Genomic DNA, 22,651 nt, shown 5'->3' on the forward strand with positions numbered 1-22,651 from the left:
GACACAACCATGAAGCAACTGATTGCATCCCTGAGCCTCGCCCTGCTTGCGCCTCTGGCGCTGGCCCAGCCCTGTCCCGAGAAGAACCTGCTGTACTGGCAAGCATTCCCCCCCGGCGGCGAGTCTGACCTGTCGGCGCGCCATCAGCAGGTGGTGCTGAAGAAGAAATGTGCCGCCGTCGACACCATCATCCAGTACAAGGCCGGCGCCGGTGGCGCCCTCATGTGGTCGCAGATGAACCAGTTGCCCGGCGACGGCCTGAACGTGGTGGGTGTGAACCTGCCGCACATCGTGTTTCAGCCCATCGAGGGCCAGGTTCAGTACAAGACCGCCGACGTGACGCCGGTGTTCTGGTTCCACTTCACACCCGACGCTCTGGTGGTGCCCGAAGCCAGCCCATACAAGACTTTTGCCGACTTCATTGCTGCGGCCAAAAAAGACCCCGGCAAGATGAGCCTGGGCGGCTCGGGGCTGAACTCGGCCAACCACGCTTCGCATGAGCGCCTGAACGCCGCCTTTGGCATCAAAAGCACCTATGTGCCGTACAAGGGCACCGGTGACATGGCGTTGGCGGTGGTCGGCAACCAGATCGACGGTGCGGTGACCTACACCGCCTTTGCCATCAACAACAAGACCAAGACGCGCGCCCTGGCCGTGGCCATGGAAAAGCGCCACCCCTTGTTGCCCGATGTTCCAACCTTCCGTGAACTCGGCGTGGACTGGGTGGACGGTGCTTACCGCGGCATTGGCGTGCCAAAATCCACGCCGCCGGAAGCGCGCAAGAAGCTTTCCGACATGTGGGCCATGCTGAACAACGACCCCGAGATGAGAGAGCTGGCTGCCAAAAGCGGTTTCGAGTTGGTCAACGTCGGTGTCGAGCAGATGGATGGCTTCATGAAAGACAAAACGCGGCTGTACACCGAGGGTGCGCAGCGGCTGGGTCTGGGCAAGAAATAGCCGGTTTCCTCGAAGCGCGCGGCAGTGAAACTCTGCCCCTGCAAATTTGTCCCGCCGGCCTTGGCCGGCGCTTCTTTTTTTCTGACTGAGAGTGCCATTTGAAGATCATCGATATCCGCGAGTCCACCCGGCCCATCAAGTCGAATATCCGCAACGCCTACATCGACTTCTCCAAGATGACCCTGAGCCTGGTGGCGGTGGTCACCGACGTCATCCGGGACGGCAAGCCGGTGGTTGGCTACGGCTTCAACTCCAACGGCCGCTACGGCCAGGGCGGCTTGATTCGCGAGCGTTTTGCACCCCGGCTGCTGGAGGCGGCTCCGGCCAGCCTGCTCGACGACAGTGGCGACAACCTGGACCCGCACAAAATCTGGGCGACGCTGATGAGCAATGAAAAGCCGGGTGGCCATGGCGAGCGGTCGGTGGCGGTGGGCACCATCGACATGGCGGTGTGGGATGCGGTGGCCAAGATCGCGGGCCTGCCGCTGTACCAGTTGCTGGCAGACCGATATGGCAACGGCCAGGCAAACCGCAAAGTGTTTGTGTATGCCGCGGGTGGTTACTACTGGCCCGGCCAGGGCGTGGAAGGGCTGGAGCGCGAGATGCAGAGTTACCTGGACCGTGGTTATGCCGTGGTCAAGAAAAAGATAGGCGGCGCCTCGCTGGCCGAAGACTGCAAGCGCATTGAGGCCGTTCTCAAGCTGCTGGGGCCAGGCCAGCGCCTGGCCGTCGATGCCAACGGCCGCTTTGACCTGCCGACTGCCATCGCCTATGCCAAGGCCCTTTCGCCATACGACCTGTTCTGGTACGAGGAAGCCGGCGACCCGCTGGACTTTGCCCTGCAGGCCGAGTTGGCACAACATTACGACAAGCCGATGGCAACCGGGGAGAACCTGTTTTCCATGCAGGACGCGCGCAACCTGATCCGTTATGGCGGCATGCGCGCAGACCGCGACTGGCTGCAGTTTGACTGTGCGCTGAGTTACGGCCTGGTTGAATACCTGCGTACCCTGGACATGCTCAGGGACAACGGTTGGTCGCCTTCGCGCTGCATCCCGCATGGCGGCCACCAGATGTCGCTGGCCATCGCCGCCGGGCTGGGCCTGGGAGGCAACGAAAGTTACCCTGATCTGTTCCAGCCTTACGGGGGCTTTCCGGATGGGGTGAAGGTGCAGGACAGCTATGTGACATTGCCCGAGCTGCCGGGGATTGGGTTTGAGGGCAAAGCCGATCTGTACAGCGAGATGTGCCGGCTGGCCTCCTGACGCGGGCAGGGCGCCGGGCACGGCACAATCCGGGGTGGAGACCCGCATGACCCACCCCGACCCCGCCCACCAGCCCCGCGCTTTTCTCGAGCATCTTTATCAGGCAGCGGTTCAGCGCGCGCTGCCGCTGCACAACACGGCTGCCAGCCTGCCGCCGCCGCCCAAAGGCAAAACGGTGGTGATCGGTGCCGGCAAGGCGGGCGGTTCGATGGCGCAGGCGGTCGAGGCCTTGTGGCCTGCCGATGCGCCGCTGGAAGGCCTGGTCGTCACGCGTTACCACCACATCCCGCCGCGTCCTGCGGGTTTGCCGCAGCGCATAGAAATTGTTGAAGCCGCACACCCGGTGCCAGACGCCGCCGGCCTGGCAGCCGCACAGCGCATCCTGCAGATGACGCAGGGATTGAGCAAGGACGACCTGGTGCTGTGCCTGATTTCCGGCGGTGGCTCGGCCTTGCTGACCCTGCCCGCAGACGGTCTGAGCCTGGAGGACAAGCAAGGCATCAACAAGGCACTGCTCAACAGCGGCGCCAACATTGGCGAGATGAATTGCGTGCGCAAACACCTGTCACGCATCAAAGGCGGCCGGCTGGCTGCGGCCTGCGCGCCGGCGACGGTGGTGACGCTGACCATCAGCGACGTGCCGGGCGACGATCCGTCGGTGATTGCCAGCGGCCCGACCGTGCCCGATGTCACGAGCTGCGCGGATGCATTGGCTATTTTGAAGCGCTACAACATTGATATACCCGCTGCCCTGACGGAGCAGCTTGAAAGCGGCGCGCTGGAAACGCCCAAGCCGGGCGACAAGGCCTTTGACGGCCATGCGGTCCATTTGATTGCCACGCCGCAGCAGTCACTGGAAGCAGCGGCTGCCGCGGCGCGTGCGGCGGGTATTTCCGCATACATCCTCAGCGATGAAATGGAGGGCGAGTCGCGCGAGGTCGGCAAGGTGCATGCGGCGCTGGCGCGCGCCGTCGCGCTGCGTGGCCAGCCCTTTAGCAAACCCTGCGTGATCCTGAGCGGCGGTGAAACCACGGTGACGGTGCGGCCGCGGCAGCCCGGCGACGCAAAAGGCCGCGGTGGCCGAGCCGGCGAGTTTTGCCTGGGTCTGGCATTGGCACTGCAAGGCCAACCCGGTGTGTATGCGCTGGCGGCAGACACTGACGGCATCGACGGCATGGAAGACAACGCCGGCGCCTTTGTGGCGCCCGATACGCTCAAGCGTGCCGCAGCGCAGGGCATGAAGGTGGACCGCTTCCTGGACCGCAACGACGCCTACGGTTACTTCGAGCCGCTCGGTGATCTGGTGGTCACCGGGCCGACGCATACCAATGTCAACGATTTTCGGGCGCTATTGATTTTGTAGCTGTCTGCGCAAGCCGAATAAGGGATGGAGGCCCATACTTCTTTGAATCTGGCGTCACGCTGCGCCTCGGGTCTGTCTTTGACAGTAGGCGTAACTCCCCACTCCCACCCCTAGCCCCTCCCTCGCCCCGCTGGGCGATGGAGGGGGACTTCATTTGGCCGCGTGCGTTGAGCTCGCGTGCAAACATGACGGTCTGTTGGGATTCCCGTGCAGGAAGCGCTGCGCGCTTCCTGCACTCCGGATTTTGAATTTATCTTTTCCCCCACCCGTCGGGCTGGGCCGAGGAGCACAGCCGAAAACGGATCAGGGCGAGCGATTGTCTGAGGCGCTAGCCGAGTTCGAGCTAGCCCCCGTTTTCGGCGAGCACCGCAGGTTGCCCGCAGCGAAGCGTAGGGACCCGGACCATCGGGTCGCCTTCTCTTTGCTTACTTTCTCTTGGCGAAGCAAGAGAAAGTGAGTCGCCCGCCGGGGCGAGACCCGGCCTGCAGGCGCGCCTTGGTGCACGAGGAAGCAAAAGATGGATCCCGGATCAAGTCCGGGATGACAACTCAGGAATTGGTTGGCAGGGGCTGGTCCCGGCCTCTATTCGCAAAGGGCCCGAATCCCGGCCGGAATCGGCAGCGCGCGAATCGCTTCCGGATTGTCGGCGCGACGGCCGGCGAAGATGCGGACTTCGTCGCACTCCATGATCAGTTCGTCGCCACGCATGATGCGGTAACGCTGCACAAAACTTTTCTCGCGCCATTCCGGAATCGTCACCTGAATGTCCAGCGTGTCGCCATAAGTGGCGGTGCGCAGAAAGCGCGAGTGTGTGTCCACCAGCGGTGTGCCGATCACGCCCATGGTTTTTTCGGTTTCCTGCCAGGACGGCACGCCGCATTGCACAAAAAAGTAGCGTGAAGCGGCGTCTATCCAGCGGAAGAAATTGGGAAACCACACAATGCGCGCCGGGTCGCAGTCGCCGAATTCAACGCGGATGGTGTGGATGATTTCCTTGCTCATGGTTTCATTATGTTGCCAGAACCAAAAAACTCAGGTGGCTGTGCGTCGCTCCCAGTCGCCTGGCCCCAGGCAGGGAGGGGCACAAAGTGCGCGACCGGGGGCCGCATTAGTCAGCTTTGATATTGCGCGCCCGGATCAGCGCTCCAAAACGCGCGCCGTCGATCGATGCCCGCATGTTGAAGTCCGATGGCGACATGGGTGCCGGAATGCCGCCAATGGCCAGGATGCGGTCCTTCACGGCCTGGGTGCCGAGAATTTTGTTGATTTCGCGATTCAGGCGGCTGACCACCTCGGGCGGTGTGCCCGCCGGTGCGTAAAAGCCAAACCAGGTGTCGGCGTCAAAGCCTTTCAGCCCGGCTTCGTCCAGCGTTGGTACATCGGGGAACAGCGGCGAGCGCTTTGAGCTGCCCACGGCCAGCAGCTTGAGCTTGCCCGCTTTGACATGCTGCAGGCCGATGCCGGGATCGAACATGAAGTCGAGCTGACCACCCAACAGGTCCTGCATGGCTGGCGCCGCACCGCGGTAGGGCACATGCACCGCAAAGGTGTTGGTCTGGACCTTCATCATCTCAGTGGCCAGGTGCGGCGAGCTACCGTTGCCGGGCGAACCGAAGGATAGCTTGCCGGGGTTGGCCTTGATATAAGCCAGGAACTCCTTGATGTTGTTGACAGGCAGCGTGGGTTTGACCTCCAGGAAAACCAGCACGCGCGCAGCGGCCGCCACCGGCACCAGATCCTTGATCGGATCAAAGGCCATCTTGGGATAGAGGTGTGGGTTGACCGACACCATGCCGCCGGAACTCATGAGCAGGGTGTAGCCGTCGGCCGGGGCTTTGGCTACTGCTTCACCGCCGATGTTGCCGTTCGCACCGCCGCGGTTTTCCACCACCACCGGTTGACCCAGGACTTCAGCCAGCGGCACGCCGATGGCCCGCGCGAGCTGGTCGGCTGCGCCACCGGGCGGGAAGTTGACGATGACACGGAGCGGTTTGGACGGCCAGGTTTGTGCGTGGGCCGCAGGCAACAGGGCGCTGGCAGCCAATGCCATGGCAAGCAAGACGCGGCGTTGGGGTTGGAAGCTGGTTTTCATGATTTGTCTCCTTTTGAAGTGGATGGTCTGCGGTCGTAACTCGGGTGGTGTTGTCAGGATGCCCTGGCGGCGCGCGGCTTGCGGTGCGGATTCTCCATCCAGCGAATCGGCTGGGCCTTTACCGGCCGTGCCGGTGCGCCGTGCTGCTCCAGGGTCTGGTCCAGCGCCTTGCCGGCTTCGTCCGCCAGCGCGGCCTCACGCGCCTGGGCGATGGCCGCAGCGCGCAAGTCGTTCGATGCAAACGTCGCACCGGTCGCCAGGTGCTGCAGCACATGCATCAGGTTGTCCTTGCCGCGCTCGTTGGTGCTGCCGTAACCCTTGATCAAGCGGCCGCACAGTGCGATCTCATGACCCAGTTGCCAATGGGTTTGTGTGCCGCGCACGACGCCGCTCAGCCACTGCTCGATCAGCGACTGCTCGGTGGCAAAGCGGCTGCCGCGCACGCGCAGCCATTTCAGGCTGGCCAGCAGGCGCAGTGACAACATGCCGAAGACCGAGTGCGTACCGATTTTCAAAGGCAGCGCCCACGGCGCTTTGCCGCGCGCCACACGTTGGCGGTCCCAGCGTGTGACATGTGCGGCAAGTTTTACCGGCAACAGCGCGGCAAACTCGGGCGCGCCGGGCTTGAAGTGGTCGTACACCTGCAGCAAATCATCGGCACCAGCCTTGACTTCCCCGGAGACACGCTGCCAGCGGCTGGCGCTGCTTTTCAGGTCGGCCACCCGCACGATATCGTCAAACGCCATCCACAGCGCCAGCCAGCGCGCCATCTCGCGCGTCGTGGCGTAACCCTGCGCGGCGGCGGGATCCGCCTCTTGCTCGGCACGCAGCACCTGCTGCAGTCGCTCCACATACAGGTCGGCGTAATCGGGGCCCTGGTACTCCAGCATGCGCGCATGGCCCAGCCCCAGCATCTCGTGTACGGGTGCCGGAAAGATATGAGACAAATCGGCCTCCAGCCCTTGAATGATGGACGCAGGCAGCTCTTGTTCTGATAGCAAACGGGACACCAGCGCGGTCTGTGCCTGCTGGATGTTCACCTGCGCAAAGGCCCGATCAAAGCCGCGCAGGCTAGCCTCGGCGCCGCGGCCGCCGTGGCGGATCGCGTCTTCATAGGCCTGGCGCGAAAAAGGCAGCAGGCCGCTACCGGCAATGGCGCCCAGCATCACGGCGCTGACCACCGTGCCGCAGTTTTTGGCCATCTCGCCCATGTCGAAGACCTGCGTGGCGCGGCTTTGCGCGCCTATGGCTTGCAGCAGCGGCGCGGGGTCGGTGCGACCGTCGCCAGGCACCATGCGTTCGGCGGTGGTCAGGGTGCGGCTGCTGGAGCTGATGACCAGCGTGCGTTGCGGCGAAGCCATGCCGTTGCCGACCTGGCGCGCGGTTTCCAGCAGCTCGGAGGAAATCAATCCGTCGAGCGCACCTGGCACCGGGTTCAGGCTGAACACCGGGCGCTTGCCGCCAAGGTCTGCCAGCGGCACCGGGAAGACTTCCAGGTAGTAAGTGGTCGCGCCGGTGCGCTGCGCAACACCGGGAATCGAGGTGCTTTGCGCCGCGTAGCCGCTGGCGCGTGCTATGTCGACCAGCCACTCCGTCAGCACGCCGCCGCCTTCACCGCCGAGTGCGCAGATCAACAGGGTGATGGGTTTTTGTTGGTTCATGTTCATCGTTGACTTTGGCTTGTCATTGCGGACCCCGGATCGTGGTCCGGGGCAGGCCCGATCCGCAATCCATGCGTGCACACCGGCGTCGGTTATTCGTCGGGGATGGTTCCCGGATCAAGTCCGGGATGACAGGTTGTGAGGAATTCATGTTGTCTGCATTGCCCGTACCAGCGCGCCACGCACGCTGCCCAGCAGGCGTTCATGCCAATTCGGGTTCTGGATCACTTCAGCGCGATAAAACGAAGGGCACAGGGTGGCGGCATGCGCATTCGCGCCGCACAGGCCGCAACCGACGCAACCGTCGATCACCGTGGCCACCGGGTCCACCTTGAGCGGATCCGGGTTGTCTTTCAGCGTCAGTGTCGGGCACCCCGACAGGCGGATGCAGGCATGGTCGCCATTGCAGATGTCTTCATCAACGCCATATTTCACGCGCACCACGCGTTTGCCATTTTTGAGCAGGCCGGCCAGCCAGGGCTTGATGCGGCGCTGTCGCTCGAGTTGACATTCACCCTCGGCAATGATGACCTTGAGCCCGTTGAAATCAGTGGTGAAGGCCTCGTTGAGCGTCTGGCGCATCTCTTCCACCTCGTAGGTGTGTACGGTGCGCAGCCACTGGATCCCCAGGCCGGTCAGGGTTTTTTCAATCGTGGTGTTGGTGGCCGTCAGGCTTTGCAGCTTGTCGCTGGCGTTGAACTTGGCGTCATCGCTGGGCGTGGAGATGATGTCCTGCGTGCCGGTGGCCGAGGTGTAGCCGTTCTTGAAAATCAGCAACACCGCGTCGTCGCCGTTGAAAAGCGCCGACTGCACGCCGGTCAGCAGGCCGTTGTGCCAGAAACCGCCGTCACCCATGATGGACAGGGTGCGCCGCGCCATCATCGGCGAGACGCCGGCCCGGCTAGCCAGACTCATGCCGTAGCCGAGGATGGAGTGGCCAAACGAAAAGGGCGCAAAGGTGCCGAAGGCGTGACAGCCGATGTCGGCCGCGATGTGCACCGGTCCGACATCCTGCTGCGCCAACTTGAGCGCCGAGAACACCGGCCGCTCGGGGCAACCTATACAAAAGCCAGGCGGGCGCACCGGCAGCGGCTGGTTCAGTTGCGCCGCTATCTGGGTGCCCACGGCGTTGCGGCGCTCTGCATTGCCCTGCAGCCAGCCGGTGGCCGAGTTTGTGTCCACGTCGGCGGCGTAACGCGCGACGAAGGCGGCGAGGCCTGCGGCGACCACCTCCACCGAATACTCGCCGCCCATGGGCAACATGTCTTTGCCATGCAAGGGTGTGTTGATGTCGCGGCGGCGCAGAAAGGTGGCGATCTCCTGCTCGATGTATTCGGGCTGGCCTTCCTCGACCACCAGCACCGCGCGCTTGCCCAGCGCGAACCCAGCCACCTGCTCGGGCACCAGAGGGTAGGTGACGTTGAGCACCAGCAGCGGAATCTCGCTCTGGCCAAACGCATCACACAGGCCGAACTGCTGCAGCGCGCGTATCAGCGAGTTGTAGATGCCTCCCTGCACGATGATGCCGAGGTCTTTGCGCGGCCCGTCCATCAGCTCGTTGAGCTGCTGCTCGACGATGTAGCGACGCGCGGCTGGAATGCGCTCCTCGGTCTTGAGTTTTTCATGTCGGAAGGTCACCGGTGGATGCGCGAGTTTGGCGTAGTCGAAAGCTGCGGGCTCTTCCATTAACTGGCGCTTGGAGATGGCGGGCGGCTGGTTGTCCTTGCATTCAAAACTGCCGCGCACATGGCAGGCACGTATGCGCAGTTCCAGGATGGCCGGCATGTTGGAGGTTTCCGACAGTCGAAAGCCGTGCTCGACCATCTCCACCATCTTGCCCAGGTCGGGCCGCGGGTCCAGCAGGCACATGGTGGACTTGAGCGCGTAGGCATGGGTGCGTTCCTGGATCACGCTGGCGCCTTCGCCATAGTCCTCGCCGACCACAATCAGCGCGCCACCGAGCACGCCGGGCGAGGACAGGTTGGACAGGGCGTCGGCCGCGACGTTGGTGCCCACTATCGATTTCCAGGTCACGGCGCCGCGCAGCGGGTAGTGGATGGACGCGCCCAGCATGGCCGCCGCTGAGGCTTCGTTGGAACAGGCCTCGACATGCACGCCGAGTTCGTCCATATAGGGCTTGGCCTGGACCATGACGTCCAGCAGATGCGACACCGGTGCGCCCTGGTAGCCGCCCACATAGGCCACGCCGGACTGGAGCAGGGCTTTGGTGATCGCGAGAATGCCCTCGCCATGGAAAGTCTCGCCGCTTTTCAGCCGCAGCGACTCGATTTCCTTGCTGAATGAAACTTCCAAAGCTGTCTCCTGTTCTTATCGTGTTTTATTTCTCGGGGGACCGGGAAGTTTGGCCTGCTTGGCACTATCCATCAATAAAATAACAAGACTATCTGGTATTCATTCAATGCATATAAAAGACATCGACCTGAACCTGCTGCGCTTGTTTGACGCGGTCTACCGAACGCGCAATGTGAGCCGCGCCGCCGAGCTGATGGACCTGACCCAGCCAGCGGCCAGCCAGGGGCTGACGCGGCTGCGCCTGTTGATCAAGGACCCGTTGTTTGTGCGCGCCGGCGGCGGTGTTCAACCCACTCCGAAGGCTGACAGGCTGGCCGACGCGGTGCGCAGCGCGCTGGCGATGCTGGAGCAGGCACTTAATGAGTCGGCGCTGTTCGAACCCTTGCAGTCGCGCAAGGTGTTTCGCATCCATATGAGCGATATTGGTGAGGCGCGCTTCCTGCCGGAACTGATGGTGGCACTGCGTCGGCTGGCGCCTGGCCTGCGGATTGAAACCACGCCGCTGGCCGGTGGCGACATCGCCGCCGGCCTGGACAGCGGACGCATCGACTTTGCTTTCGGATTTTTGCCGACGGTGAAAGACACGCAGCGCATTCAATTGCTCAAGGACAGATACATCGTATTGCTGCGCGAAGGCCATCCCTTCACCCGGCCGCGTCGCAGCGGCCAGGCCTTGCTCGATGCCTTGCGCCAGCTTGAATTTGTCGCGGTGCGTACACACTCCGACACCTTGCGCATTCTTGAACTGCTGCAACTTGAGGACCGGCTGCGCCTCACCACCGAGCACTTCATGGTGCTGCCCTCCATCGTCAAGGCCACCGACCTCGCGGTGGTGATGCCACGTAACATCGCGCAGATTTTTGCGGCCGACAGCGGTTACACCATCATTGAACCGCCTTTTCCCTTGCGCGACTTCACGGTGTCGCTGCACTGGAGCAAACGTTTTGAGGCAGATCCTGGCAACCGGTGGTTGCGTCAGGTGATTGAGGCGTTGTTCAGGGAATAAGGTTGGTGAACTCGCACCACGTGAAACCCGGCAAAGCCTCTATGGAGTACGCTTTTCGGGGGTAACACCAGATGAACAATACGCAATGCCTTTAAAGCCCCTTGAGTCCGCTTCGTATCGTCTCCACGAAAGAGGTGAGCCGTACCAGCGCGCCCTGAGTCCGTCAAGTCGGGGCGAGGCTGGCGCTAACCAGCGCCTCGTCGAGAGCCACGAAGGTGGTGTTGTGCCGGTCAGTGAGCGGGCCCCCGCCGGGAATGACGTCACCATTCGGGTCGTAACCAATAGCCTTGAACTTCCATACCCCGCTAATCAACTTCAGGTTTCCTACATGCTCACCCTGGTTTGAGAGGACGAGATAAACGTGGTTGTTCAACCTGTTAAGTGTCAGCTTGTTCAAGGAATTTCACCATTTTCAGGATCGGAGACAGTCCGCGCAACTTCGTCTTTGCACATCGTTCCCCAACTGCGTTTTAGCTTTTTCATCCCCACAATCAGACGATTCCTGCTCTGGCCGCCTGCTGATCCGCGTGGTATGAACTGCGCACCATCGGGCCCGACGCCGCGTTCAAAAAACCCATCTTGTAGGCTTCTTCCTCATACATTTTGAAGGTATCCGGGTTCACGTAGCGGCGCACCGGCATGTGGCCGCCAGATGGCTGAAGGTACTGGCCGATGGTCAGCATGTTGACGTCGTGGGTGCGCAGGTCACGCATCACGCCCAAAATTTCGGCATCTGTCTCTCCCAGCCCCACCATGAGGCCGGACTTGGTCGGTATGGCGGGATGCGCGTGCTTGAAATTTTTTAGCAGATTGAGCGAGTGTTGGAAATCCGCGCCCGGACGGGCTTCTTTGTACAGGCGCGGCACAGTTTCGATGTTGTGATTCAGCACGTCTGGCGGCGCGGCACTGAGGATTCCCAGCGCCAAATCAAGGCGGCCACCAAAGTCGGGCGTAAGGATTTCGATGCGCGTGTTCGGGGACAGTGCGCGGATTTGACGGATACAGGCTACGAAGTGGCTGGCGCCACCGTCACGCAAATCATCGCGATCAACTGAAGTAACGACAACGTAGTTCAGCTTCATCAAGGCAATGGTTTGGGCCAGCCGCTGTGGTTCGTTGGCATCCAGCGGGTCGGGGCGGCCGGTGCTGACGTTGCAGAACCGGCAGCGCCGCGTACATTTGTCACCCATGATCATGAAGGTCGCGCTGCCTTTGCTCCAGCATTCGCCGATGTTGGGACAAGATGCCTCTTCGCACACGGTCACCAACTGGTGGGCGCGCACGATCTCTTTGATCTCCCCAAACCGACCCGAGGATGACGCCACCTTGACGCGAATCCAGTTTGGCTTGGGCAGTCTCTCGGCAGCAAGGTTTTCGTCGCGCTTGGTCTTGAGGGAACCTCTTTGGTGGTCCGGCCGAGGGCTGATCGCGGACGCGTGCGGTATCACCGACACGATATTTCTGAAGCGGATGGTCTCAATGGTCATGATGTGGGTGTCCTTGCACACTTTGCCCGCGCCCAAGGCGGTGCGATGTCAATCGAGGCATTTGTATCAATCCCAGCGGCTATCGCGTATTTGAATCTCGCCGTTCTCGATGCGCACCGGGAAGGTGTGAGTCGGTTCATAGGCTGGCGCGGACAACGCCGCGCCAGTGCGGATGCAAAAGCGTGCCCCGTGCCGAGGGCAAACGATCTGATCATTCTCGACAACGCCGCCGGTGAGCTGTCCACCATCATGGGTGCAAACGTCTTCGATGGCGAAGTACTTACCGTCGAGGTTGAATACGGCAATCTGCGCTTCGCCCGTATCTATGACCCGCCGCTCGCCTGGCGCGAGCTCTTCGCCCCGCGCGACCGTGATCCATTCACTCATTTCAATCCTTTATTCAAAAAACTCAAATTTGGTGCTTGTGAAATTGTCAGCCGTCGTTACAGGACATCTCGATTTCCTTCATTCCCCCAGTTTCTTCTGTGCAAATTTCAGAATACCGGTCTTCAGGTTGATTCCGGATCAAGCCTGTGGCAGCGGCAAATTGCTCGCCGCTTTTGCCGGAAGGCATGGGCGCACGCAAACCATGGCCGCGTTGCGCGAAAAAGCGGGTTTACGGTTTGTCCTTGGTCGTGGGACGGTCACACGTGTCCGGCAACGCGCCGCCGGGGCTAAGCGCCTGCGCCGGAATGATTGGCGGGCGGCGAGCGACGCGCAGGTCAACGGAGGGAATTACCTTGGCGGTCATGGGGGTCTTTGTTGCGTGGACTGACGGCGCGCGGGTAAAACGGCAGCTTCCCTGCTGCGTGGTCCGTCGCATCGATGATTTCCACGATTTCCGGAGCGACCCTTTTCACCATGACCTCGAAGCCCTGCCTCAAAGTCACCTGAGAGGACGCGCAGCCCTGGCAGCCGCCACTCATGCTGATAAAAAGCTTGCCTTCACGGACCTCCACGAGCGAAATCTTCCCGCCGTGGTTCGCGATGGAACGATTGACTTCCTTGTCCAGCAGTTGTTGAACCACCACGCCAAGCTCGGCATCGGATCGTCCTTGCGTGCTGGCGCAAGCCGCCATCTCCAGGATCGCCGGCACGCCGGTGAGCAGCTGTGTCCGGATGGCCGTACCGATGGTCGCTTTCAGTCCCGACCACGAGGGGCCCGACTCCTTGCCGATGGTCACCACGTTTTCCGCAATGAGCACGTTTGCCACACCGGAGAGCGCGAACAGTCGCTCGCCAAGCGGCGACCCGGCAGCCAGGTCCTTGTCGCCGAAGAAAAAGGGACCGCCGGAATGCAAGCTGCGGCTCACGGTGAACTTACAGGTGTCGGGGTCGGAGAGAGAAGTCTCCGCGCGGATGCTAATCGGCTGACCCACCAACGTCGGATTCGCAGGCGCCCTATCCGCAGACAAGGCTTCAGACATTTTCGACGTTCTTCGTCATAGCGCGCTCGCCCAAGGCGCGCAGATCGCTGAACGAATGGATACCGCTGTTGTGGCCATCGTTCCAATCGAACCCGATCGCGTAGTTGCCTACGCTCACAATCTGGCGCGGGCTCACATCAGGCCGCACCGTCTTGGGATCGAGCAGCTTGCGTCCGCTCATCTCCTCGACGCAGAGGGCGCAATGACACGACAGGCGCAGATCGCGGACGTCGAAGTCGTCGCGATGACCGTCCTCCCAGAGGATGGACAAGGTACGCGGATCGCGCCGCAGGAGACCGATTGGCGTATTGCGCGCTCCGGCAGGACGGACCGCGTCTTCCAGCCAGGCCGGCGCCCCCTGGTTGCTGTCCCACTTCCACACAAAAGGCTTCAGCGTAGCGACCGCCGCATGGAGCTGCGCCACCAGCGCAGCGGCGATGGTGACATAAACCTGAGAGCTAACCGACGTCGGCTGGTCCACCACGATGGGCCTACCCTCATCACCGCAGGTGACGACATCGGCATCAAGGGGCAAGGCGCCGAGGAACGCTACGCCGAGCTCCTGACTCATCTGCTCGCCGCCGCCGTGACGGAAGATGTCCGTGCTTTCGCCGCAGTGGGGGCAGGTGAAAGTACGCATGTTCTCGACGATTCCTAGAATCGGGACTTGCACTTTCTCGAACATGCGCAAGCCGCGTCGGGCGATCTTGAGGCTCACGGCCTGGGGTGTCGTCACGATCACCACGCCCGACAGTGGCATGCTCTGCGCCAGCGTCAACTGAGTGTCGCCGGTGCCTGGCGGGAGGTCGAGGATCAGATAGTCCAGGAGTCCCCATTGCACGCCGCCGACGAACATCTTCAGGTATTTGCCGACCATCGGGCCGCGCAGGACGGCCGGTTTGTCGTCTCCGGTCAGCATGCCCATCGACACCACCTTCAGGCCGTGCTTCTGCGCCGGAATCATCCTGCCTTGCGGAGTCATTGCTGGTGGCTCACCGGTCGGAATCCCGAGCATGCCGGGAATACTTGGGCCAAGAATGTCGGCATCTACGATTCCGACACTCGCACCGAGCTGCTGCAGCGCCAGCGCCAGATTGACGCTCACCGTGGATTTACCGACGCCGCCCTTGCCGCTGCCGACGGCGATGATGTGGCGGATTCCCGGAAGTTTCTCGGGGCCGACGGGCGGCGGGGATAACGCGTCAGGCCCGTGCTGTGGGCTGTGGTCCGGCTCAGTGGTCTGCATGGTCAAACTCCTTGTCTTTTCAGTTCAGGGGTGAGTCAATGTCATGCGGCAGGATCCCACATGGCAGAGAAAAAATTCAACTCGCACTGCATGGCGTACGTGTAGGCATCCCTTACCGCCCGGCTGTCTTGTGCCATCGAGTCCAGTAGCGATTCCACTCGGGCGATGAGGGCCTGGAAATCAGGACTGCTGTAGGTAGCAATCCAGGGTTGGTAAGGATTGTCGGCTCCTATCGTCTGCGCCAGCTCGGTACCCAGATAGCCGTAGAGCCGCATGCAAGGGGTCATGGCCGCAAGGGTTTCGCCTGGGTCGCTCTGCCCAGCCGTCGCAAGCAAGAAATTGGTATAGACGGCTACCGCCGGATACGGTTGCACGCAATCCAGTTTTATCTTGAGCTCTTTCGCGTAACCAGCGTGGAGCTCAAGTTCCCGCAAGACCTCGTTCAACAGTTCGCAAAGGTGGGTAAAAGTCGCCATGTCCTGGCTGCGGGCGGCGGCGAACGCATAGGCGCGAGCGAACGCGTTTAGAAAGAATGCATCCTGGGCGACGTAGCGCTTAAAGGTTTCGGGGTCAAGCGTGCCGTCGGCCAGCCCGCGAACGAAAGGGTGATGCAGGCACTCATCGGCCAGGCGCAAATTCTGCTTCCAAAGGATGTCGTGAAGCATCTATCCCACCCGGTAGGCCATTGGCCAGAATTGACTGACGTGGGCCAGTGCGCTGTACGGCAAGCTACACCGCCACGACTTCAATGTCTGGTTCTATCGTCCGCACCAAATTCTCGATACCTTTGAGCGTGCCGGAAATTGAGCTCGGGCAGCTACCGCAAGCACCCTGGTAGTGAATGCTGAGATAGTTGCCGGCCAGGCCGACCACATGCAGATCGCCGCCATCGCTTTGCAGAGAAGGGCGAATTCGCTCATCCAGCAGTACGTTGATTTCTTCAAGGCGTGCCTGGTCTTCGTCGCTAAGGTCGGCAATGGTCGCACGTGCTGCAAATACCGAAGCGGCGGATTGCGCAGCTGCCGCCGGTGCGGCGCGCAATGGCACCGCAATCAGGCGCACCAGCTCGGGCCAGTCGGCGCCGCCATCTTGCGTCACGGTGAGCCAGCGATCCACGTAAAACACATTGCTGACATGCTCAATGTCGAACAGCGTGGAGGCCAGCTTATCGTCCTGGGCCTGGATTGCGTTTTCATAGGAATGCGTGATGCCCCAGGTCAGCGGCTCATGAAGCGTAAATTTCACCGCATTCGGATTCGGTGTGTCTTCAATGTCAGCAATTTTTGGCATGTCGATTTCCTCCCGCTTATCCTTCTGCTGCTTGCAGCAATTTTTGCAGTTCACCTTGTTCAAACATCTCGCGCATGATGTCCGAACCGCCCACAAATTCGCCCTTGATATAAAGCTGCGGAATGGTCGGCCAATTACCGTAGGATTTGATGCCATCCCGGATTTCCGGGTCGGCCAGCACGTCAACTGTGAAGAGACTTGGTCCGCCGCATGCGCGCAGCATCTGGATCGCCGCGCCTGAAAAGCCGCACTGCGGAAATTGGGGTGTGCCTTTCATGTAAAGCACGACCGGATTAGTCGTCACCTGCTGCTTGATTCTGGTCTGCGCATCCATCATGTTCATTCTCCAAAGTTGTTGGGGGATCGGTTTTACCGCTGAATAAGCCAGGCGTCCGGCGTGAAGGTTCGTATTGATAAGGCGTGAATCTCCGAACGCATACGCCCGCCCAGTGCGCTATACACCAGTTGATGCTGCTGCACCATGCTTTTGCCAGTGAATTGTGGGCTGACGATCACCGCTTCAAAGTGCTGTCCGTCATCCCCCCGCACTTCGACGTGGTCGCTTGGCAAGCCATCCAGGATGTAGCTTCTCAATTCAGCTGCTGTCAGCATGGGCGTCTCTCAATCTAAAGTTACTGTGAACACAGACAAGGCATGCAAGAGCGATACGTTCACTGAACGCTCTGTGTACGCCGAGAGAAAAATTAATCGCATCTTCATGCATCCCCGATCGTGACGTGCATCGGATCTTGTTCCGCCTCGGTTGATGTGCGAGCAACTGCGCTGAATGCAGCATGAAGCGTGTGCCATGGCAAGATCGCGCATTTGACGCGAACCGGCAGGTCGGCTATTCCGGCAAACACCACCAACCGCCCCATGTGGTGATCGCCGCTCAGATCGAGCTTGCCGGTCGACATGGCGGTAAATTCGCGAATCAGTGTTTCTGCCTCTTGCCGGGTTTTCCCCTTGACGGCGACTGTCATCATCGAGGCCGACGCCTTGCAGATTGCGCACGATGCACCTTGAAACGCTATGGCGTCGATGCAGCCGCCTCCGAGATGGAGAGCCACGTCAATGTGGTCGCCGCACAGCGGGTTGTGGCCCGACGCCTGATGACTGGCGTGCTCGAGCGTGCCGTAATTGCGCGGCTTCCTGTTGTGGTCCAGGATGACCTCTTGGTACAAGGCTCTGGGATCGGCCATTAGGCAAACACTTTCTGCACGCTGCGAATGCCGGCGACGAGGGTATCGACTTCTGACAGGGTGTTGTAGAACGCAAACGAGGCGCGCGAGGTCGCTGGCAGCTTGTAGCGCTGCATCACCGGCTGCGCACAATGGTGCCCGGTGCGCACTGCGATGCCGTCCTGATTAAGGAGTGTCCCGATGTCGTGGGGATGTACGCCGTCAACGGTAAACGACAGCACCGCGGCCTTGCTTTTGGCGGTGCCGATAATACGCACGCCTGGCATGCGACTTAACTGCGTGGTCGCGTGATGAAGCAGGCTGAGCTCGTGCTGTTCGATAGCCTCCATACCGATGGTTGACAAATAATCCACTGCGGTAGCCAGTCCGATGGCGGCTGCAATAGGGGGCGTTCCAGCCTCGAATTTGTGGGGGATTGTGTTGTAGGTGGTCTTTTCAAACGTCACCGACAGGATCATGTCGCCACCCCCCTTGAAGGGCTGCATCCGCTCCAGCAACGCCGCCTTGCCGTAGAGGATTCCGATGCCGGTCGGGCCGCACAGCTTGTGCCCCGAAAAGGCATAAAAGTCGCAGTCGAGGTCTTGTACATCGACCGGCATGTGCGGCACGGCCTGGGCGCCATCGACCAGCACCGGCACGCCGCGCGCATGCGCAAAGGCGATCATCTGCTTGATCGGGTTGATGGTGCCCAGCGCGTTGGAGACGTGCATCACGCTGACAAATTTGGTGCGCTTGTTGAACAACCTTTCGTAGTCTTCAATCACCAGCTCTCCCGCGTCGTTGATTGGCACCACACGAATTGTTGCGCCTTTTTCTTCAGCCAGCATCTGCCACGGCACGATGTTGGAGTGGTGCTCCATCGTGGTCAGGATAATTTCGTCGCCTGGCCCTATGAACTTGCGGCCGTAGCCATGCATCACCAGATTGATGGCATCGGTGGTGCCGCTGGTGAAAATTACTTCGCGCTCTTCACGCGCATGGATGAAATGCTGCAGTTTGCGCCGCGCCTGCTCATACGCGTTGGTCGCGATTTCCGACAGGCTATGCACCGCACGGTTGATATTGGCGTGCTGCGTGGTCTGGTATCGCACCAGCCGATCAATGACCTGCTGCGGCATCTGGCTTGATGCGGCATTGTCGAGATAGACCAGCGGCTTGCTGTTGACCTGCAGCTTGAGGATGGGGAAATCAGCGCGAATGCGCTCGACGTCAAAACCTTGCACCACCGGCGTTTTACGTACCGCTTGCAGCGCGTTCATGGTAAACCTGTTGTTTGTTCGAGCACCGTCTGCTCAAGTTGTCGCTTGAGCGAGGCGATGGGAATGCGGTCGATGATCTCGGCGCCGAACGCATAGGTCAGCAGGTTGCGGGCCGCTGCCTCGGTCAGCCCGCGGCTTTGCAGGTAAAACACCTCTTCGCTGTCGAGCTGGCCAACAGTTGCGCCATGCGTACATTTGACATCCGACGCAAAAATCTCGAGCTGCGGTTTGGTATCGATGTGCGCCTTGGCAGACAAGAGCAGGTTACGGTTGTTCTGCTGCGCGTCGGTACGCTGCGCGCCTTCGCGCACCATGACCTTGCCGTCGAACACAGCATGTGCGCTGCCGCCGACGATGCATTTGTGCAGTTGGCGGCTGCTGCCGTGTGGCTGGGCATGGTCGATGCAGCTGTGGGTGTCGGCCAGCTGCCGGCCGGAGATCAGCGCCAGACCGTCGAGCGCACAAGTGGCGCCCTCGGCCGTTTGCAGCACGTTCAGGTTGTAGCGCGACAAGCGCGCGCCCAGTGCGACGCTGACCGACTGGTAGTTGCTGGCGCGACCGAGCGACACGGCGCAGTTGGCAATGTGCAGCGCTTTGCTGCCTTCGCGCTGGACCCGGACGTGCGTCACATGTGCATTGTCTTTCAGCACGATTTCGGCCACGGTATTGGTGAAATGGGTTTCCTCCTGCCAGCGCGGCTGGTGCAACACGACGTAATCTTCGATCACGGTCACGGCGCTGCCGGCCTCGGCAAGCACCAGACAGCGCGGGGTACTCACAACATCTTTCTGGGTCGCAATAAACAGCAAATGGACTGGCGCTGCCACCGCTTCGTCACGCGGGACGATGACAACTGCAGCATCGTGCAGAAAGGCGGTATTTTGCGCGGCAAATGCATCCTTGGTGAAGGGTGCGTGCTGGCCGAGATGGGGCTTAATGGCCGCTGCGTGCACAGCCATCGCCGCCGTCAGGTTGGACACCACCGCGCCGCTGCGGGTACCGTGAACTCCATTGGCAGAGGACAACTCCGGTGCAAAGATACCATCCACAAACACCAGTCGGGTGCTCGCTTCTTCAATAAAAAAGTGCGCCACATCGGCTACTTTTAGGTAGCTTGCGCTTAGCGCCGGCGTAAACGAGGTCTTGCCAATCAGGGAAATATCGGTGAAACGCCACTCCTCGTCGCGCGTGGTCGGCAGCCTCAAAACACCCAAGCGCTCGACCGCCTCCGCGCGCAGCGCCTTGAGCCACGCCGCCTGCTGCGGCTGTCCTGCCAACAGGCTTTCGAGGGTGCGCCCGGCAATCGGCGGCGTCAGGAGGGTGGTTTCGCTCATACGGTCTCACCCGCAGTGGTCTTGTGCTCGTCGCTGACCCACTCGTAGCCGCGCGCCTCAAGCTCGAGTGCCAGCGCCTTGCCGCCGGTCTTGATTATGCGACCGCCATCCATCACGTGCACGTAATCGGGCACGATATAGTTCAACAGGCGCTGATAGTGCGTCACCATCACAATCGCATTGTCTTGGGTGGTGAGCTGATTCACACCGTGGGCGACGATTCTGAGCGCGTCGATATCGAGGCCGGAATCGGTCTCGTCAAGAACCGCCAGACGCGGCTCAAGCAACGCCATTTGCAGTATTTCGTTGCGCTTTTTTTCGCCGCCGGAAAAACCTTCGTTGACGCTGCGGTCAAGAAACTCAGGGTTCATCTCCAGCAGCCCCATCCTTTCGCGCACGAAGTCGTCAAACTCAAGCGGGTCGAGCTCCTCTTTGCCGCGCTGTTTTTGATGCGTGTTGTACGTCAGGCGCAGAAACTGGCTGTTGATGACGCCGGGTACCTCGATTGGATATTGAAAAGCCAGAAAAAAGCCGGCTCGCGCGCGTTCTTCGGGTTTCAGCGCCAACAGGTTCTGGCCCTCGAAAAGCACACTGCCTCCGGTCACTTCATAAGCTGGATGGCCCGCGAGTACCTTGGCGAAGGTGCTTTTGCCCGAACCGTTTTGGCCCATGATGGCGTGGACTTCACCGCTCCTGACCGTGAAGTCAAGATCTTTCAGAATTTCCACGCTATTCACGCTCGCGCACAGTCCGTGCACTTCAAGCAATACTTTGCTGTTCGGGTTAATCATCCGACACTTCCTTCAAGTTTGAAGCTCAGGAGGTTGGTCGCTTCGACTGCAAACTCCAGGGGCAGTTGTTGAAACACGTCTTTGCAGAAACCATTGATGATCATCGACACTGCAGCCTCGGCATCGACGCCGCGCTGGGCGAAGTAAAACATCTGGTCTTCACCAATCCTCGAGGTCGACGCCTCGTGCTCAACCTGGGCGCTGTTGTTCAGGACCTGGATGTAGGGGAAGGTGTTTGCACCACACTCATCGCCTATCAGCATCGAATCGCATTGTGAATAATTCCGCGCGCCGGTGGCACTGGCCGCAATCTTGACCAGACCCCGGTAGCTGTTGTTCGACTTGCCTGCGGAAATGCCTTTGCTGACAATCGTGCTGCGCGTATTTTTTCCAATATGTATCATCTTGGTGCCGGTGTCGGCTTGCTGGTAGTTGTTGGTTACCGCGACCGAATAGAACTCACCAATCGAGTTATCGCCCAGCAAGACCACCGAGGGATACTTCCAGGTGATCGCCGCACCGGTTTCGACCTGGGTCCACGAAATACGCGCATTGACACCTTTGGCCAGGCCCCTCTTGGTGACAAAGTTGTAAATGCCGCCAACACCGTTTTCGTCGCCCGCATACCAGTTCTGTACCGTCGAGTATTTGATGTCGGCATTGTCCAGCGCGACCAGTTCGACCACCGCCGCATGCAGCTGATTGGTGCTGAACGCCGGCGCGGTACAACCTTCCAGGTAGGAAACGGACGCCCCCTCTTCGGCGATGATCAGCGTGCGTTCAAATTGTCCTGACTCTTCTGTATTGATACGGAAGTAAGTCGACAAATCCATCGGGCACTTGACACCCTTGGGAATAAAACAGAACGAACCATCGGTAAATACCGCCGAATTGAGCGCCGCGTAAAAGTTATCGCCGGTGGGCACCACGGTGCCCAGATACTTTTGCACCAGCTCGGGATGCTCCAGCACCGCTTCCGACATCGAACAGAAAATGACGCCAACTTCGGCCAGCTTGTGTTTGTAGGTGGTTGCTACCGAGACACTGTCAAAAATAACATCGACCGCCACGCCCGCCAGCGCCATGCGCTCATGCAGCGGCACACCCAGCTTCTCGAATGTACGCAGCAATTCAGGATCGACCTCGTCGATACTGTTCAACTTTGCTCTGATCTTGGGTGCGGCGTAATAACTGATCGCCTGGTAATCGATCTCCGGGTGGTGGCAATTTTGCCATTCAGGCTCCGTCATCTTGAGCCATGCCTGGTAGGACTTGAGGCGAAATTCGAGCAGCCACTCGGGTTCTTTTTTCTTGCCTGAAATCATGCGAATGATGTCTTCGTTGAGGCCCTTTGGCGCGACCTCTGATTCGATGTTGGTGACGAACCCGTGCTTGTAAGGTTGGTTGACCAGGTTGTGTAGAACTGCGCTCATTCAATTTACCTCAATGTGTTTTCCAGACAACGCTCTTGCGCTTTCCGGGTGGTCCTTTACGACGAAATGGTGTTTGCTTTTTTGAGATTGAAGCTTTCGCCACAGCCGCATTCGCCCTGTGCGTTAGGGTTGTCAAACTTGAAACACTCGTTGAACCCTTCCTTGACAAAGTCAAGGTGAGAGCCGTCGATAAATGGCAGGCTGGCAGCATCCACCACCAGCATGGTGTTGTGCGACTCAAATACCTGGTCGCCGGCAAGCGTTTCGGCGGCGTAGTCGAAGGTGTAGGCAAAACCGTTACAGCCGACCTTTTTTATGCCCAGGCGCAACCCAATTCCGCTGCCGTTCTTCGCCAGCTGCGATTGAATTTTTTTCGCTGCTTTTTCCGTCAAAGTGATTGCCATGAAGATTTACCCTTTACATTGGATATGTATTGTTGACCATTTTAGTCAACAATAAAGCGGCCTACGCCCGAGTAATTGAGTCAACCATGTTGACCATGAGGGTAAGAGTTGAAAAAGACGC

General features: G+C 60.2%; 23 protein-coding genes. 4 read left to right on the forward strand and 19 right to left on the reverse strand.

From position 1 onward, the window contains the following. Nucleotides 1-9: 9 nt before the first annotated feature. From IEX16_RS16220 to IEX16_RS16230, 3 genes are all read left to right on the forward strand, one after another. Nucleotides 10-957, forward strand: coding sequence for a tripartite tricarboxylate transporter substrate binding protein (locus IEX16_RS16220; RefSeq protein WP_188709532.1), 948 nt, complete (start codon nucleotides 10-12; stop codon nucleotides 955-957). 98 nt (nucleotides 958-1,055) lie between these two features. After that, complete coding sequence (locus tag IEX16_RS16225) at nucleotides 1,056-2,222, forward strand: mandelate racemase/muconate lactonizing enzyme family protein (RefSeq protein WP_188709533.1); 1,167 nt, start codon at nucleotides 1,056-1,058, stop codon at nucleotides 2,220-2,222. Nucleotides 2,223-2,268: 46 nt separating this feature from the next. After that, nucleotides 2,269-3,585 carry a glycerate kinase type-2 family protein gene (locus tag IEX16_RS16230; RefSeq protein ID WP_188709534.1) on the forward strand — a complete coding sequence of 439 codons (1,317 nt, stop codon included), beginning with the start codon at nucleotides 2,269-2,271 and terminating at the stop codon, nucleotides 3,583-3,585. A gap of 582 nt (nucleotides 3,586-4,167) precedes the next feature. On the opposite strand, the gene IEX16_RS16235 is transcribed toward IEX16_RS16230, so the two are convergent. The 4 genes from IEX16_RS16235 to IEX16_RS16250 all read right to left on the reverse strand — a co-directional run bounded on the left by IEX16_RS16235 (nucleotide 4,168) and on the right by IEX16_RS16250 (nucleotide 9,651). After that, complete coding sequence (locus tag IEX16_RS16235; protein WP_188709535.1) at nucleotides 4,168-4,587, reverse strand: acyl-CoA thioesterase; 420 nt, start codon at nucleotides 4,585-4,587, stop codon at nucleotides 4,168-4,170. A 106-nt stretch (nucleotides 4,588-4,693) separates the two neighbouring features. After that, on the reverse strand, nucleotides 4,694-5,677 hold the full coding sequence (locus IEX16_RS16240) for a Bug family tripartite tricarboxylate transporter substrate binding protein (RefSeq protein WP_188709536.1): 984 nt from the start codon (nucleotides 5,675-5,677) through the stop codon (nucleotides 4,694-4,696). A 53-nt stretch (nucleotides 5,678-5,730) separates the two neighbouring features. Then, nucleotides 5,731-7,338, reverse strand: a complete 1,608-nt coding sequence (locus IEX16_RS16245; protein WP_188709537.1) for an indolepyruvate oxidoreductase subunit beta family protein — start codon at nucleotides 7,336-7,338, stop codon at nucleotides 5,731-5,733. Between the two features lie 147 nt (nucleotides 7,339-7,485). Then, the gene (locus IEX16_RS16250; RefSeq protein WP_188709538.1) at nucleotides 7,486-9,651 is read right to left on the reverse strand and encodes a thiamine pyrophosphate-dependent enzyme; all 2,166 of its coding nucleotides are present in this window, start codon (nucleotides 9,649-9,651) and stop codon (nucleotides 7,486-7,488) included. A gap of 106 nt (nucleotides 9,652-9,757) precedes the next feature. Between IEX16_RS16250 and IEX16_RS16255 the strand changes: the two genes are divergently transcribed. Further along, nucleotides 9,758-10,657, forward strand: coding sequence for a LysR family transcriptional regulator (locus IEX16_RS16255; RefSeq protein ID WP_188709539.1), 900 nt, complete (start codon nucleotides 9,758-9,760; stop codon nucleotides 10,655-10,657). Between the two features lie 163 nt (nucleotides 10,658-10,820). Here IEX16_RS16255 and IEX16_RS16260 read toward each other — a convergent pair whose 3' ends face one another. The 15 genes from IEX16_RS16260 to IEX16_RS16330 all read right to left on the reverse strand — a co-directional run bounded on the left by IEX16_RS16260 (nucleotide 10,821) and on the right by IEX16_RS16330 (nucleotide 22,530). Further along, nucleotides 10,821-11,054 carry a hypothetical protein gene (locus IEX16_RS16260; RefSeq protein WP_188709540.1) on the reverse strand — a complete coding sequence of 78 codons (234 nt, stop codon included), beginning with the start codon at nucleotides 11,052-11,054 and terminating at the stop codon, nucleotides 10,821-10,823. Between the two features lie 94 nt (nucleotides 11,055-11,148). Then, nucleotides 11,149-12,144 carry a lipoyl synthase gene (gene lipA, locus IEX16_RS16265; RefSeq protein WP_188709541.1) on the reverse strand — a complete coding sequence of 332 codons (996 nt, stop codon included), beginning with the start codon at nucleotides 12,142-12,144 and terminating at the stop codon, nucleotides 11,149-11,151. Nucleotides 12,145-12,210: 66 nt separating this feature from the next. Then, nucleotides 12,211-12,531: a non-heme iron oxygenase ferredoxin subunit gene (locus tag IEX16_RS16270; RefSeq protein ID WP_188709542.1), complete on the reverse strand. Its 321-nt coding sequence runs from the start codon at nucleotides 12,529-12,531 to the stop codon at nucleotides 12,211-12,213. Nucleotides 12,532-12,866: 335 nt separating this feature from the next. Continuing rightward, the gene (locus tag IEX16_RS16275) at nucleotides 12,867-13,571 is read right to left on the reverse strand and encodes a NifU family protein (protein WP_188709543.1); all 705 of its coding nucleotides are present in this window, start codon (nucleotides 13,569-13,571) and stop codon (nucleotides 12,867-12,869) included. Beyond that, nucleotides 13,564-14,817, reverse strand: coding sequence for an MRP-like and DUF971 domain-containing protein (locus IEX16_RS20310; RefSeq protein WP_188709544.1), 1,254 nt, complete (start codon nucleotides 14,815-14,817; stop codon nucleotides 13,564-13,566). Before IEX16_RS20310 ends, IEX16_RS16275 begins: the two co-directional genes overlap by 8 nt. 41 nt (nucleotides 14,818-14,858) lie before the next feature. Beyond that, nucleotides 14,859-15,482 carry a TenA family protein gene (locus IEX16_RS16285; protein ID WP_188709545.1) on the reverse strand — a complete coding sequence of 208 codons (624 nt, stop codon included), beginning with the start codon at nucleotides 15,480-15,482 and terminating at the stop codon, nucleotides 14,859-14,861. Between the two features lie 64 nt (nucleotides 15,483-15,546). Then, a complete protein-coding gene (locus tag IEX16_RS16290; RefSeq protein WP_188709546.1) occupies nucleotides 15,547-16,107 on the reverse strand; it encodes a NifU family protein in 561 nt (186 codons plus the stop codon). A gap of 16 nt (nucleotides 16,108-16,123) precedes the next feature. Then, on the reverse strand, nucleotides 16,124-16,441 hold the full coding sequence (gene grxD / locus IEX16_RS16295) for a Grx4 family monothiol glutaredoxin (RefSeq protein ID WP_188709615.1): 318 nt from the start codon (nucleotides 16,439-16,441) through the stop codon (nucleotides 16,124-16,126). A gap of 35 nt (nucleotides 16,442-16,476) precedes the next feature. Next, complete coding sequence (locus IEX16_RS16300) at nucleotides 16,477-16,719, reverse strand: BolA family protein (protein WP_188709547.1); 243 nt, start codon at nucleotides 16,717-16,719, stop codon at nucleotides 16,477-16,479. Between the two features lie 104 nt (nucleotides 16,720-16,823). Then, entirely contained in the window at nucleotides 16,824-17,291 is a 468-nt protein-coding gene (gene sufU / locus IEX16_RS16305; protein WP_373288368.1) for a Fe-S cluster assembly sulfur transfer protein SufU, read from the reverse strand. Nucleotides 17,292-17,308: 17 nt separating this feature from the next. Beyond that, nucleotides 17,309-18,568, reverse strand: a complete 1,260-nt coding sequence (locus tag IEX16_RS16310) for a cysteine desulfurase (protein WP_188709549.1) — start codon at nucleotides 18,566-18,568, stop codon at nucleotides 17,309-17,311. Then, the gene (sufD, locus tag IEX16_RS16315; protein WP_188709550.1) at nucleotides 18,565-19,902 is read right to left on the reverse strand and encodes a Fe-S cluster assembly protein SufD; all 1,338 of its coding nucleotides are present in this window, start codon (nucleotides 19,900-19,902) and stop codon (nucleotides 18,565-18,567) included. Before sufD ends, IEX16_RS16310 begins: the two co-directional genes overlap by 4 nt. Then, nucleotides 19,899-20,693, reverse strand: a complete 795-nt coding sequence (sufC, locus tag IEX16_RS16320; RefSeq protein ID WP_188709551.1) for a Fe-S cluster assembly ATPase SufC — start codon at nucleotides 20,691-20,693, stop codon at nucleotides 19,899-19,901. The genes sufD and sufC overlap by 4 nt, the downstream gene beginning before the upstream one ends. Continuing rightward, nucleotides 20,690-22,126 (reverse strand): Fe-S cluster assembly protein SufB, encoded by a 1,437-nt coding sequence (sufB, locus tag IEX16_RS16325; RefSeq protein WP_188709552.1) that lies wholly within the window; start codon nucleotides 22,124-22,126, stop codon nucleotides 20,690-20,692. The genes sufC and sufB overlap by 4 nt, the downstream gene beginning before the upstream one ends. Nucleotides 22,127-22,182: 56 nt before the next feature. Then, the gene (locus IEX16_RS16330) at nucleotides 22,183-22,530 is read right to left on the reverse strand and encodes a HesB/IscA family protein (protein ID WP_188709553.1); all 348 of its coding nucleotides are present in this window, start codon (nucleotides 22,528-22,530) and stop codon (nucleotides 22,183-22,185) included. Nucleotides 22,531-22,651: the final 121 nt, after the last annotated feature.

Source organism: Polaromonas eurypsychrophila (assembly GCF_014641715.1).
GTDB classification, from domain to species: domain Bacteria; phylum Pseudomonadota; class Gammaproteobacteria; order Burkholderiales; family Burkholderiaceae_C; genus Polaromonas; species Polaromonas eurypsychrophila.